The organism is Nocardiopsis sinuspersici (assembly GCF_001998325.1).
Lineage (GTDB): Bacteria > Actinomycetota > Actinomycetes > Streptosporangiales > Streptosporangiaceae > Nocardiopsis > Nocardiopsis sinuspersici.
The window spans coordinates 5,729,139-5,742,804 of the sequence record NZ_MCOK01000001.1; the positions used below are offsets into that span (position 1 = coordinate 5,729,139).

The window sequence follows — 13,666 nt, forward strand, 5'->3', positions numbered from 1 at the left end:
GGGCGTGACCAGCCGGACGAGGCGGCGCGGCCGCTCGACGCCGCGTTCGCGCCGCCCGCGAACGCCTCGTGGAGCCGTGTGTCGCCCGCCCTGGCCTGGTACCGCAGGATCGTGGTGGGCGCCCTGTGCCTGGTCGCCGCCGGCGTGGGAGTGCCCCTGCTGCTCCTCTGGACCTCCTGGCCCCCGGCCGCCGCCTGGGCGGGATCCGTCCTGCTGGTCTTCGTCGTGGGCTGGATCCTGGCCGGGCGCTTCCGCCGGTCGTGGGGGTACACGGAAGGCCCGGAGGAGCTCTACCTCACCTACGGGGTGTTCGTCCGGCAGTTGGTGGTCATCCCCTACGGACGGATGCAGGTCGTGGACGTCACCGCCGACCTCCTCGAACAGGCCCTGGGGATCGCCACAGTGCGTGTGCGCACCGCCGCCAGCACCGCCGACACCCGGGTGGTGGGACTCCCGCTGACCGAGGCCGTCCAGATGCGCGACCGGCTCGCGGCGCGCAGCGAGAGCTTCTCGACGGGGTTGTAAGTGCACGGACCAGGTCACCCACCACAGGAACCCCACGGAGGACCGTGGCCCGGCTCCGCGCGGCAGCCCGGTCAACCCGGGCACCCGCAACAGCCCGCTCCGCCACCGGGCGGCCCCGGCGCTCCACAGTGGCCGGGGGGAGCCCCGACGGCGCCCGCGGGGCACCCGGGGCCGCCGGGACTCCCGTGGCCGCCCCCGCAGGCGCCCACACTCCTGCCGCCGTCCGTCGGGTGGCGGCCGCCACCCGTGTCGCGCCCCCGGGCCGAGGACGACGTCACCACGGGTGTGTACCGCTCCCACTGGATGGTCGTCCCGCTCCAGACCATCGCGGTGACCCTGGTGTTCGTGGCGCTGATCGGCCCGATCCTCAACACCTTCGGCATCGGCTGGGTGGTGATGATGACGGTGGCCGTCGTCTTCGGCGCCCTCGCCTACGCCCTGCCCGCCTGGTGGTACGGAACCTTCGGGCTGCGCGAGGACCACCTGGTGGTCCACAGCGGCCTCGCCATGCGCAGTTCACGCGAGGTCCCGCTCAGCCGCCTACAGGCGGTGGACGTGGTCCGGCCCCTGCTCATGCAGGTGTTCGGCATGGCCGATCTCCACATCGAGATGGCGGGGGGCGACGGGAGCGACATCCGGTTGCGCTGCCTGCCCCGGAACCTGGCCGAGCGCATGCGGGTGGCCATCCTCGCGCACGCCGCCGGACTCCCCGGGCGCTCGCCCGAGGCGCCGGAGTGGCCGTTCTACCGGCTGCCGTTCCCGCTGCTGCTCGGCGCGCTCACCTTCCGCGTTCCGATCCTGCTGTCCTTCATCCTGCTGCTCATGCTCGCCACGGCCGGCGCGGTCTTCACCGAGCCCGGTGTGGTCGGCGCGATCCTGCCGCTCACCCTGGGGCTGCTGCGCTACTTCTGGGGCCCGCTGGCCCGCTACACGGACTACTACGCCTCCCTGTCCTCCGACGGCCTGCGGCTGCGCTACGGCATGTTCCAGCGCCGTATGCAGACGGTCCCCCCGGGCCGTGTGCAGGCCGTGCGCGTGGTCGAGCCCCTGCTCTGGCGCGCCCTGGGCGTGGCTCGGGTCGAGGCCAACGTCGCGGGATACGCGGGTGCCCGCCAGGGCGACTCGGCCACGCTGCTGCCCGCCGCACCGCGCCGCAGGGCCTTCGCGCTGGTCAACGAACTCTTCCCGGAGAGCGAGGCCGCGTACGTGCCGCTGGTGCCCAACCGGAGTCCGGTGCCGAGCATGGTGGGCGTGGACGAGCACCTGTTCGTCAGCACCCGCGGCCTGTTCTGCCTGGTGACGGAGATCGTTCCGGTGGAGCGGGTGCAGGCCGTGCGCCTGGTGGCGGGGCCGCTGGCCCGTTTCACCGGCCGGATGGCGGTGGACGTGGACACGCCTCCGGGGCCGGTACGCGCGAAGGCGTCCTGCCGTGAGGCGGGGGAGGCGCGCCGCTTCCTGGACGCACTGGTGGAGTACGGGCGCCGGGCCCGTGTGCCCTCCGCGGGCACCGAGCGCTGGGCGACCCGGTCGACCCTGACCCGCCGGCCCGACGCGGCCGAGGAGACCGCCGCCCGGCCCGGGAGCGGTCCGGAGGGGTCCCGGCGGCCGCGGTTCGCGGAGGCGGAAGGCCGGGGCGCCGAACGGGAGGAGCCCGAACCGGGGGAGCCGGAAACCGGGAGGACCGGCACATTCGGCACTCCTGCCGAGGGCCGGACGGAGGGCCGGGAGGACACCCCCGAACCCTGATGTGTCATGCATCACATTAAGGGGTCAGAGTGCTTCCAGTTATGGCTCACATGTCGGACATGGATGCGCACTGAAGGTGATAACTCCAGCTCGCGGGCGCGCAACACTTCGGCATTTTGGCCACGCGGGGCGGTTGAGTATGGCTAAATGGTGGCCGAACACGGCGAGTGTTCACTGTCATACACATCGTCAACGTTATCGACCGGTTGGCACCCCCCACCAACAGGTCCGACGGGAGAAACACATGCTGAAGAAGACCTTCGCCGCCAGCGCCATCGTCGCCGCCGCCGCGGGCGTCCTGTTCACCGGTACTCCGGCCATGGCCGACGACGTCTTCACCTCCGGCAACGGATCGGTCCTCGGCGGCAACCAGCTCGTCGCCGACCTGAACGTCCCGGTCAACGTCTGCGGCAACGCCATCGCCGTCCTCGGCGTCGCCGGCGCCAACTGCGTCGACTCCGGCGCCACCGTCATCGAGGACTGACGCGGGGCCGGCCGCTCCGGCGCGGCCGGACGGCGGTGCCCGGCCGGAGGCGTTCCAGCCGGGCACCGGCCGGAAGCCGCGGGTTCCACGCGTGAGGCGCCACTCCGTGACAACGGGGTGGCGCCTTCGCCGTGTCCCGGACAGGGCGGGGCCCGCCCCTTCCGTGTCCCGCCCGTCCCGGTCGACCGCAACCACCCATTGGCACCCGTCTGGAAACACGTCCGCCCGTGACGCTGCGGATTCACCCCTCCCGACGATGTGGAACCTTTGTCCCGATCGACCCCGGGACGGGCGGCCACAGAGTGTCAACACCGGAGGGGTCCTCGCCATAAACCCAGTTCAACGCGGGTGGGCGAGGGTCCTCCGGGGGTAACTTCCGTCTCGGCGCACCAAGGCGCCGACGGAAGACCACCAGTCCGGCGGTCCCCCGACCGGACACAGAAGGAGACGCGCAGTGCTCAAGAAGACGCTCGCCACCGGCGCCGTGATCCTCGCCTCCGCCGGGGTCCTCCTCACCGCCGCACCGGCGGCGGCGCACGTCGGCACCTGGACCTCCAACCACGGATCCGACCTCAGCGACAACCTGTCCTACGTCAACGGCGTCATGAACGAGAACACGGGCTGCGGCAACTCCAACGCCGTCCTGGGCAGGTCCCTCGCCTCCTGCTTCAACTCCGGAGTGATCATCCAGAACTAGGGGGACCGGAGGCCGGACGTGGGGGCGGACACACCGTGTCCGTCCCCACGTGCGTGCACGGGGGCGGGGCGGCAGGTCACCGCTCCAAGAGGGCTATCGTGTGCTCAGGCGTCACGTCGCGGCAGGACTCGGACGCACCAGACGCACCGCACCACGAGGGGGCACGCACATGGAGACGACGCAGGGACGCCCCGCCCGTCTACGGGTCGGCGTCATCGGCCCCGGCCGGGTCGGCTCCGTCCTCGGCCGGGCACTGGGCCGGGCCGGACACAAGGTCGTCGCCGCCTCCGCGGTCTCGGAGTCCTCCAAGGAACGCGTCACCGACCGCCTGCCCACCGCCCGCGTCCTCGAACCGGCCCAGGTGGCCGAGGCCTGCGACCTCGTCCTGCTCACCGTTCCCGACGACGCCCTGCCCGACCTCGTCGAGGGCCTCGCCTCCACCGGAACCGACCTGCGCGGCAAGATCCTCGTCCACACCAGCGGCGCCCACGGCTACGGCGTCCTCGCCCCGGCCACCGTCGCCGGGGCCCTCCCGCTCGCGCTCCACCCCGCCATGACCTTCACCGGCCGCGACGAGGACGTCGACCGCCTCGCCAACTGCGCCTTCGGCATCACCGCGCCCGAGCAGCTGCGCCCCATCGCCGAGGCCCTCGTCGTCGAGATGGGCGCCGAACCCGTGTGGATCCCCGAGGACAAGCGCACGCTCTACCACGCGGCCCTCGCCGGGGGCGCCAACCACCTGGTCACCCTGGTCGCCGACAGCGCCGCCCTGCTCGTCTCCGCCGGCGTACCCGAACCCGGACGCGTGCTCGCCCCCATGCTCAGCGCCGCCCTGGACAACGCCCTGCGCCTGGGCATCCACGGCCTGAGCGGGCCCGTCCTGCGCGGTGACGCCGGGACCGTCGCCGGACACATCGAGCAGTTGCGCGAGAACGCCCCCGAGAGCGTGGCCAGCTACGTCGAACTCGCCCGGCTCACCGCCGACCGCGCCATCAACGCCGGGATGCTCAAACCCGAGGACGCCGCGCGCCTGCTCGACGTCCTCCGCCGCTGAGGCCTGCCCCGACCACGGCGCCCCCGCCGCCCGCGCACAGGACACCACCACGGGAAACCCACCGATGACCAAGCCCGCACCCCACTCCGCGACCACCGGCAGGCCCCTCGTCGCGCACACGCCCGACGAGCTGCGCGGCGCCCTCTCCGATGCCGGGAGCGTCGCCCTCGTCCCCACCATGGGCGCCCTGCACGGGGGCCACCGCAGCCTCATGCGGCTGGCCCGGGACCGTGCCGACACCGTGGTCGTCAGCGTCTTCGTCAACCCGCTCCAGTTCGGCCCGGACGAGGACCTCGACCGCTACCCGCGCGACCTGCCCGGCGACACCGCGCTGTGCGCCGAGGAGGGCGTGGACGTCGTCTTCGCCCCCGCCGTCGAGACCATGTACCCCCTCCCGCAGATGGTCACCGTCGACGCCGGCGCCATGGGCGAGCGGCTCGAGGGCGCCTCACGCCCCGGGCATTTCACCGGGGTCCTCACCGTGGTCGCCAAGCTGTTCCACCTGGTCCGACCGGACCTCGCGGTCTTCGGGGAGAAGGACGCCCAGCAGATCGCCCTCGTCCGCCGCATGGTCGCCGACCTGGACATGCCCGTGGAGATCGCCGGCGTTCCCGTCCAGCGCGATCCCGACGGCCTGGCCTCCTCCAGCCGCAACGTCTACCTCTCCGACGCCGAGCGCGCCAGCGCCCTGTCCCTGTCCCGCGCCCTGACGGCGGGCCGCCGCGCCGCGGCCGACGGCCCCGACGCCGTCCGCGCCGCCGCGCGGGCCGTCCTGGAGGAGGCCGCCGGGGCCGAACCGCCCGTCGAACCCGACTACCTCGCGCTGGTCGACCCCGCGACCTTCGCCGAAGCCCCCGCGGACCACGAGGGCGAGGCGGTCCTCGCCGTCGCCGCCCGCGTGGGCACGACCCGGCTCATCGACAACGTGTCGGTGACCCTGTAGCCGTGTCCGGCCCCCCACCGGTCCGGACCACGACACGGCCGCGTCGCGCACCGGCGGCGCCCCGGAAAAGAGAACCCAGATGAGCACATCCACCCAGACACGGCTCGACGCACCCGAACCCGGGTGGACCGTCGAGGCCGACGTCGCGGTCGTCGGATCGGGCATCGCGGGCCTGAGCACCGCACTGCGCTACGTCCAGCTCACCGAGCGCGGACGTGTCGTGCTCGTCACCAAGGACCGGCTGTCCACCGGCTCCACCGCCTACGCCCAGGGCGGGATCGCCGCCGCCATGGCCCCCGAGGACGGGCCCGTCGCCCACATGGTCGACACCCACCTGGCCGGGGCGGGCCTGTCCGACCCCCACGCCGTCAACGTCCTGGCCACCGAGGGCCCCGACGCCCTGCGCTGGCTCATCGGCCTGGGCGCCGAGTTCGACCGCACCGACGACGGCGGCCTCGCGCTCACCCGGGAGGGCGGCCACCGCGCCGACCGCGTCGCGCACGCGGGCGGCGACGCCACCGGTGCCGAGATCCAGCGCGCCCTCGTCGCCGCCGTCCTCGCCGAGGAGCGCATCGAGGCCATCGAGCACGCCGTCGCCCTGGACACCCTGCGCGACCCCGGGACCGGGGCCGTCCGCGGCGCCACCCTGCACGTCATGGGCGAGGGCGCGCGCGACGGCGTCGGCGCCGTCCTCACCCCCGCCGTGGTCCTGGCCACCGGGGGCATGGGGCAGATCTTCGCCGCCACCACCAACCCGCCCGTGTCCACCGGCGACGGCCTCGCCCTGGCCGCCCGGGCCGGGGCGCGCCTGCGCGACCTGGAGTTCATCCAGTTCCACCCCACCGTGCTCTGGCTCGGCCCCGAGGCGCGCGGCCGCCAGCCCCTCGTCTCCGAGGCCCTGCGCGGCGAGGGCGCCTACCTCGTGGACGCCGGGGGAGACCGCGTCATGGAGGGCGTCCACGAGCTGGCCGACCTGGCCCCGCGCGACGTGGTGGCGCGCACCATCGCCCGCACCATGGCCGAGCAGGGCGTCGACCACGTCTACCTGGAGACCCGCCACTTCGGCCGGGCCACCTGGGAGAGGCGCTTCCCGACCATCCTCGCCTCCTGCCGCGAGCACGGCATCGACCCGCTCGTCCAGCCCGTCCCCGTCGCCCCGGCCGCCCACTACGCCTCCGGCGGCGCCGAGGTCGACATCGACGGCCGTACCTCGGTCCCCGGCCTGTGGGCCGTCGGCGAGGTCGCCCGCACCGGGGTGCACGGCGCCAACCGGCTCGCCTCCAACTCCCTGCTGGAAGGTCTGGTCTACGCCGACCGGATCGCCCGGCGCCTGGCCGAGGCGCCGCCCGTGCCCCGGCCCGCGCGCGGCGTCGCCTCCGGAACCGTCACACCGCTCGCGGACCCCGCCTGCGCCGCCCGGGTGCGTACCCTGATGTCGCGCCACGCCGGGGTCCTGCGCACCGGTGAGGGGCTGGCCGGGCTGGCCGCCGAACTCGACGCCCTCGCCCGCCCGTCCTCCCCGGCCACCCCCGACGTGGCCGCCTGGGAGACCGCCAACCTGCTCACCGTGGCCCGGCTCGTGGCCGCCGCCGCGCTGCACAGGACCGAGAGCAGGGGCTCCCACCAGCGAGCCGACCACCCCGAGCCCCGGCCCGGACTCCGGATCCGGCCCGTCGTCGTCCGACTGGAAGGGAACACCGCCGTGACCACCGACGAGGACTGGACGCCCTCACTGCCGCCCGAGCTCGTCGCGGAGCTGGACGCCATCACCCTTCCCCTCGCCGGTTCGGGCGCCGGCGGGGTTCCGGAGGCGTCGGACGTGCCGTCGGCGGGGAGCGAGCCAGGCACGGGAGAGGCGGGGGGCTCCCGCCTTCCGGGGCGCCCGGACCCGGACTCCCGCGCCGAGTTCACCCTCGCCCACACCGCGCCCTCCGAGTCCCACGTGGACCTGGTCCGCCGCGCCCTGTCCGAGGACCTCACCGCCGGTCCGGGCATCGACGTCACCACCGTCGCCACGATCCCGGCCGACCAGGTGCGCACCGCGCACGTGGTGGCCCGCGCGGACGGCACCGTCAGCGGGCTCCCGCTCGCCGAGCTCGTGTTCTGGATGGTCTGCGACGGCGCCCTGGAGGCGCACCGGACCGTGGAGGACGGCGCCGCGGTCAAGCGCGGCGACGTGCTGATGACCGTCAACGCCCGCACCCGCGACCTGCTCACCGCGGAGCGGACCGCCCTGAACTTCCTCACCCACATGTCCGGAATCGCCACCGCCACCCGCGCCTGGGTGGACGCCGTGACCGGGACCGGCGCCCGGATCCGCGACAGCCGCAAGACCCGGCCCGGGCTGCGCGCCCTGGAGAAGTACGCGGTGCGCTGCGGTGGCGGGGTCAACCACCGCTACGGCCTCAGCGACGCCGGCCTGGTCAAGGACAACCACGTGGTCGCCGCCGGAGGCGTCGGTGAGGCGGTCCGCGCCATCCGCGCGCGCTTCCCCGACCTGCCCCTGGAGGTCGAGGTGGACCGGATCGACCAGATCGAGGACGCCATCGCCGCGGGTGCGGAGGAGATCCTCCTCGACAACTTCCCCGTCGAGCGGCTCCGCGAGGCGGTCGCGCTGGTCGCGGGCCGTGCGCGGCTGGAGTCCTCCGGCGGACTGACCCTGGACGTGGCGGGCGACGTGGCCCGCACCGGGGTCGACTACCTGGCGGTCGGCGCGCTCACCCACTCCAGTCCGGCACTGGATATCGCACTCGACCTGTTGTGAGTGCCCCGGTTGGTGGAAGATTCCCTGAGAACACACCACTTCGACCACGGATGAGGCCCCCAGCATGCTGCTCGCGATCGACGTCGGTAACTCCGAGACGGTGTTCGGTCTCTTCGAAGCCGACGACCTTCTCGAACACTGGAGGGTGGGGACCGACACGCGGCGCACCGCGGACGAGTGGTCCGTGGTGCTGAGGGGCCTCGTCGAGGGCAGCAGCCTGAACGGGCCCGACGAGATCGACGGGATCGCCATGTGCTGCTCGGTGCCGTCGGTACAGCACGAGATGCGCGACATGTTCCGCCGCCACTTCGGTGACATCCCCGCCGTGATCGTCGAACCCGGCGTCAAGACCGGCGTGCCGATCCGGATGGACAACCCCAAGGAGGTGGGCAGCGACCGGATCATCAACGCGCTGGCCGCCACCCACCTCTACGGAGGTCCGGCGGTGGTGGTGGACTTCGGCACCGCGACGACCTTCGACGCCATCAGCGCCCGGGGGGAGTACGTGGGCGGCGCCATCGCCCCGGGTATCGACATCTCCGTGGACGCACTGTCCCGGCGCGGCGCCCAGTTGCACATGGTGGAGATCGTCAGGCCGCGGTCGGCCATCGCCAAGAACACCACCGAGGCGCTGCGCTCGGGCATCGTGTTCGGCTTCGCGGGCCAGGTAGACGGGATCGTCGACCGCATGGTCGCCGAACTCACCGACTCACCCGACGACGTGACCGTGGTCGCCACCGGCGGGCTCGCCTCCACGGTCGTCGGCGAGTGCGAGACCGTCGACCTGCACGAGCCGTGGCTGACCCTCATCGGCCTGCGGCTGGTCTTCGCGCGCAACGTCGGCTGACCCGGCCGGGGCCGGTTCCGGGGCGGGCGCTCCCCGCCCCGGAGCCCGTGTCAGACGGATCCGGGCGTCCTCGGCACGGCGTGGTCGGCCCGGAACAGGTCCGGCTCGATGTAGACCAGCGTGGCGATGGGCACCGAGGAGCGGATACGGTCCTCGGCCTCGTTGATCGCCTCGGTCACCCGGCCCGCGTCGTCCCGGGCGTCCACGGCGACCTTGGCGGCCACCAGCAGCTCCTCGGGGCCCACGTGCATGGTGCGCATGTGGATCAGGCGGTCCACGGCGTCGACCGACTCGATGGCCCTGCGGATCGCCTGGACGTTCTCGACGGTCGCCGACTCGCCGATCAGCAGGCTCTTGACCTCGATGGCCAGCACGATCGCGATGACCACCAGCAGGACGCCGATGGCGGCGGTCCCCAGGCCGTCCCACACGCCGTTGCCGGTGACCAGGGTCAGGCTGACGCCGATCAGGGCGAACACCAGGCCGACCAGCGCGCCCGCGTCCTCCAGCAGGATGACGGGCAGCTCCGGGGACTTGGAGCGGCGGATGAACTGCACCCAGCTCGCGTTGCCGCGGACCGCGTTGGACTCCTTGATCGCGGTGCGCATGGCGGACGACTCCAGCGCGATCGCGACCAGCAGCACGGCCACGGGCACCCACTGCCAACTCGTGATGGGCTCGGGGTGGGAGAGCTTGTGCCAGGCCTCGTAGAGGGCGAACAGGCCGCCGAGACTGAACAGCACGATCGCCACCATGAACGAGTACACGTAGCGTTCGCGGCCGTACCCGAAGGGGTGCTCCGCGGTGGCGCCCCGGCGGGCACGCTTGCCGCCGATGAGCAGCAGCGCCTGGTTGCCGGAGTCGGCGACCGAGTGGATGGCCTCGGCCAGCATCGACGACGATCCGGTCAGGGCGTAGGCCACGAACTTGGTCGCGGCGATTCCCAGATTCGCGCACAGGGCCATGACGACGGCCTTCGTGCTTCCCTCAACACTCACCAGTGGTCCATCTCTCGTAGGTACTGCTCTTGGTCGGAAAACGCCGGAAAAACGCCGGGGTGGGGCAGCGCAATACTAGTGACCGGACTCGCCCGGGCCCGTCCCGCGCCCCCGCCGTCCCGGCCCCCGCGGGGCCGGGCGCGACCGGCGGACCGGTCGGCCGGGCGCCGGGACGCCGGTAGGATCGTGCGCGTGAACCACGCGCACGACGACACCTACGACGACCTGCCCGAACAGATGCGTGTCCGGCGGCAGAAGCTGGACCGGCTGCGTGAGGAGGGCACCGACCCCTTCCCCGTGACCTTCCCGCGGACGACGTCGATCGGAGCCGTGCGAGACAAACACCAGGGCCTGGAGGCGGACACCCGTACGGGTGTGGAGGTCTCCGTCGCCGGCCGCGTCATGCTCTACCGCACCGGCGGCAAGCTGTGCTTCGCGACGCTGCGCGACGAGACCGGCGACGTCCAGATCATGCTCTCCCTGGACCAGGTGGGCAAGGAGCGCCTGGACGCCTGGAAGGCCGACGTCGACCTCGGCGACCACGTGGGCGTGGAGGGAGAGGTCATCACCTCCCGCCGCGGCGAGCTGTCGATCCTGGTACGCGGCTGGACGCTCACGGCCAAGTGCCTGCGCCCGCTGCCGGAGAAGCACAAGGGCCTGACCGACCCCGAGGCGCGGGTGCGCCAGCGCTACGTCGACCTCATCGTCAACCCCGAGTCCCAGCAGATGGTGCGCCGCCGCTCGGCCGCCATCCGGGCGATCCGGGAGGGGCTCAGCTCCCGCGACTTCATCGAGGTCGAGACGCCCATGCTGATGCGGGTGCACGGAGGCGCCACGGCGCGCCCGTTCGTCACCCACATCAACGCCTACGACATGGACCTGTACCTGCGTATCGCCCCGGAGCTGTCGCTCAAGCGGCTGGTGGTGGGCGGCCTGGAGAAGGTCTTCGAGATCAACCGGAACTTCCGCAACGAGGGCGCGGACTCCACGCACAACCCCGAGTTCACGATGCTGGAGTTCTACCAGGCCTACGCCGACTACAACGTCATGGCCGACGTGACCCGGGAGCTCTTCCAGGAGGCGGCGCGTGCCGTGTTCGGCTCCACCGTGATCGAGCGTGACGGCCAGTCCTACGACCTGGGCGGGGAGTGGCCGCAGGTCACCCTGTACGGCGCTGTCTCCGAGGCGCTGGAGGCCGAGGTCGGTCCGCGGACCCCGATCGAGGAGGTCCGGCGCCTAGCCGACGCCAGGGGCGTCGAGTACGGCCCCGACTGGGGCCAGGGCAAGCTCGTCGAGCACCTCTTCGAGGAGCTGGTGGAGCACACGCTCGTCCAGCCCACCTTCGTACGGGACTTCCCGGTGGAGACGAGCCCGCTCACCCGCCAGCACCGCGAGGACCCGCTGCTCACCGAGAAGTGGGACCTGATCGGCTTCGGCATGGAGCTGGGCACCGGGTACTCGGAGCTGGTCGACCCGGTCGAGCAGCGTGAGCGCCTCACCCGGCAGTCGCTGATGGCCGCCGAGGGCGACCCCGAGGCGATGCAGTTGGACGAGGACTTCCTGCGCGCGCTGGAGTACGGCATGCCGCCGACCGGCGGGGTGGGCGTCGGTATCGACCGGCTGCTCATGGCCTTCACGGGAAAGAACATCCGGGAAACTGTCCTTTTCCCGATCGTGAAGCCCTCCGGAGACTGACCCGGATCACTGTGCCCCGGTTTTACCGGGGGCATAAAGGGCTCCACCAGATGTCCGAAAGACAGGCCGGGGGCCGTCGCACCGGGGGTGCGGCGGCCCCCGCCGTCCGCGGCCGGAACGCGGAGCGGACCACGGGACACGCCTCACCGGAAGGACACAGGGCACGAACCCGCGGCCAGAGGTGGGTGACCCCCGCGACAGGGCGGTGTTTTCCCCCGTGTTCGGGCCCCGTGGGCGGACACTCTCCGGTGAAGATTGTTTACGCAGGTCAGCATGGCCAAGGAATTTTCCCTTCCGTGACATTGTGACGGAGGGAAGTGTCATAATCACACATGGTGATTTATTGGGCCTTGACGGTATCATCTCGGCGGCCTAGCGTGCTGAGGGCGGGTCAAGGCCCGCGAGTTTGCCGAAGTGGATCGAGAACGACGGTGAGCGGGACCAGGGCTGCCCCGAAGCGGCCCGCCGGTCCCGCGCGCATGCGCGCCCTCGGTGGAGTCTGTCCGTCCCAGACCCCAGCGAACCGGCCCTGCTACCCGTGCGCCCACCCCCGACCCCTGTGCCAGAGGGGTCCGCGGGGACTCCGCGGTGCACGGCGTACTCCGTCAAACCGGTTGGCAGGGGTGGCCCCTCGCCTCCGGTGTACTCGCCTCCACCAGGTGACGAGTTGATGTTCCGCACTCACATGGATGAGGGAGGACGGAGTGGAACAGGCCACACTCGTACGACGTACCGCTGAGGACCAGGGCGCTCTTCGGACCAGGGAGCACCGGGAGAACGTGGTCCCCATTCAGACCCGCCCGCGTGAAGCGGCTGTGAGCAGCCACTACGCGCCGGTGGAACTGAACCACGAGGATCTCGAACTGCTCGCCGAGATCGCCACGGGGGTCACCACCGAGGTGGCCGCACGGCACCTCGAACTCAGCGCCAGGACCCTGCGCCGCCGCATTCGCAACATCTGCGACGTGCTCGGCGTGAACACACCCATCGAGGCGGTCGTCTGGGCCGCACGGCGCCAGCTCATCTGAGGCGGTCCCATCCCAGCGGCACCTGCCGGAGTCATCCGGCGGGTGCCGACGTGTTCGTCCGGCCCGTCCGCGCCCGCACGGCGCCCGCCGGGACGGGGCATGGGCATAGTCTGGTCCGGCTATGCCCGTTCGCCATGTTCACGTACGCCGAGCCAGGACGCGCGACGTCGCCCACATCCGCCGGCTCGTCGACACCTACACCACCGACCGGCGCGTGCTCTCCAAGAGCACCGTCAACCTCTACGAGGACATCCAGGAGTTCTGGGTGGCCGAGGTGGAGACCGCCTCCGACGCACCCCTTCCGGGAGCGGTTCCTGCGCAGAACCCCCTGGACGCCTCCGCCGCCGACCCCGGGCCGGAGCGCCGTGTGGTGGGCTGCGGAGCCCTGCACGTGCTCTGGGAGGACCTGGCGGAGGTGCGCACCGTCGCCGTCGACCCCTCTCTGCGCGGACTCGGCGTCGGACACCGGATCGTGGCGGAACTGCTCGACACCGCGCGCGAGTTGGGCGTACGCCGTGTGTTCTGTCTGACATTCGAGACCGGTTTCTTCGCCAAACACGGCTTTGCCCCGATCCAGGGGACACCCGTGTCCTCCCGTGTGTACGAGGAACTCCTGCGTTCCTATGACGAGGGAGTCGCCGAATTCCTCGACCTGGAGCGGGTTAAGCCCAACACTCTCGGGAACACACGGATGCTTGTGTACCTCGACGAGGCAACGCGAACCGCCCGCGCCTAAAGGTTTTCGCGCTCACTAGGGGACCCAGTTCCCTTACGGCGCCCCACGGGCCAACACCGGTGCCCTCGACCGTACGCGCTTATGCACAACCGGATGGTGGGGGAACCGAAGGGGGCGGGTAATGTGTCCGTGTACGAGGGGAGACCCTC

General features: G+C 72.1%; 12 protein-coding genes. 11 read left to right on the plus strand and 1 reads right to left on the minus strand.

What is annotated here, in order from left to right:
• Positions 1–78: 78 nt before the first annotated feature.
• The 8 genes from NOSIN_RS24810 to NOSIN_RS24845 all read left to right on the plus strand — a co-directional run bounded on the left by NOSIN_RS24810 (position 79) and on the right by NOSIN_RS24845 (position 9,060).
• Positions 79–525, plus strand: a complete 447-nt coding sequence (locus NOSIN_RS24810) for a PH domain-containing protein (protein WP_077693763.1) — start codon at positions 79–81, stop codon at positions 523–525.
• A 246-nt stretch (positions 526–771) separates the two neighbouring features.
• The gene (locus NOSIN_RS24815) at positions 772–2,271 is read left to right on the plus strand and encodes a PH domain-containing protein (RefSeq protein ID WP_375539653.1); all 1,500 of its coding nucleotides are present in this window, start codon (positions 772–774) and stop codon (positions 2,269–2,271) included.
• A 244-nt stretch (positions 2,272–2,515) separates the two neighbouring features.
• The gene (locus NOSIN_RS24820) at positions 2,516–2,755 is read left to right on the plus strand and encodes a chaplin family protein (RefSeq protein ID WP_077693044.1); all 240 of its coding nucleotides are present in this window, start codon (positions 2,516–2,518) and stop codon (positions 2,753–2,755) included.
• Positions 2,756–3,209: 454 nt separating this feature from the next.
• Positions 3,210–3,452: a hypothetical protein gene (locus NOSIN_RS24825; protein ID WP_077693045.1), complete on the plus strand. Its 243-nt coding sequence runs from the start codon at positions 3,210–3,212 to the stop codon at positions 3,450–3,452.
• A gap of 169 nt (positions 3,453–3,621) precedes the next feature.
• Complete coding sequence (locus tag NOSIN_RS24830; RefSeq protein ID WP_077693046.1) at positions 3,622–4,506, plus strand: Rossmann-like and DUF2520 domain-containing protein; 885 nt, start codon at positions 3,622–3,624, stop codon at positions 4,504–4,506.
• Positions 4,507–4,570: 64 nt separating this feature from the next.
• Positions 4,571–5,449, plus strand: a complete 879-nt coding sequence (panC, locus tag NOSIN_RS24835) for a pantoate--beta-alanine ligase (protein ID WP_077693047.1) — start codon at positions 4,571–4,573, stop codon at positions 5,447–5,449.
• A 79-nt stretch (positions 5,450–5,528) separates the two neighbouring features.
• Positions 5,529–8,213 (plus strand): L-aspartate oxidase, encoded by a 2,685-nt coding sequence (locus tag NOSIN_RS24840; RefSeq protein WP_077693048.1) that lies wholly within the window; start codon positions 5,529–5,531, stop codon positions 8,211–8,213.
• 64 nt (positions 8,214–8,277) lie between these two features.
• Complete coding sequence (locus NOSIN_RS24845) at positions 8,278–9,060, plus strand: type III pantothenate kinase (RefSeq protein ID WP_077693049.1); 783 nt, start codon at positions 8,278–8,280, stop codon at positions 9,058–9,060.
• A 50-nt stretch (positions 9,061–9,110) separates the two neighbouring features.
• On the opposite strand, the gene NOSIN_RS24850 is transcribed toward NOSIN_RS24845, so the two are convergent.
• The gene (locus NOSIN_RS24850) at positions 9,111–10,058 is read right to left on the minus strand and encodes a cation diffusion facilitator family transporter (RefSeq protein ID WP_077693050.1); all 948 of its coding nucleotides are present in this window, start codon (positions 10,056–10,058) and stop codon (positions 9,111–9,113) included.
• A gap of 192 nt (positions 10,059–10,250) precedes the next feature.
• Between NOSIN_RS24850 and lysX the strand changes: the two genes are divergently transcribed.
• The 3 genes from lysX to NOSIN_RS24865 all read left to right on the plus strand — a co-directional run bounded on the left by lysX (position 10,251) and on the right by NOSIN_RS24865 (position 13,517).
• Entirely contained in the window at positions 10,251–11,753 is a 1,503-nt protein-coding gene (gene lysX, locus NOSIN_RS24855) for a bifunctional lysylphosphatidylglycerol synthetase/lysine--tRNA ligase LysX (protein ID WP_077693051.1), read from the plus strand.
• A 704-nt stretch (positions 11,754–12,457) separates the two neighbouring features.
• The gene (locus tag NOSIN_RS24860) at positions 12,458–12,781 is read left to right on the plus strand and encodes a helix-turn-helix domain-containing protein (RefSeq protein WP_077693052.1); all 324 of its coding nucleotides are present in this window, start codon (positions 12,458–12,460) and stop codon (positions 12,779–12,781) included.
• 121 nt (positions 12,782–12,902) lie between these two features.
• Entirely contained in the window at positions 12,903–13,517 is a 615-nt protein-coding gene (locus NOSIN_RS24865; RefSeq protein WP_077693053.1) for an amino-acid N-acetyltransferase, read from the plus strand.
• The last annotated feature ends 149 nt before the right edge of the window (positions 13,518–13,666 follow it).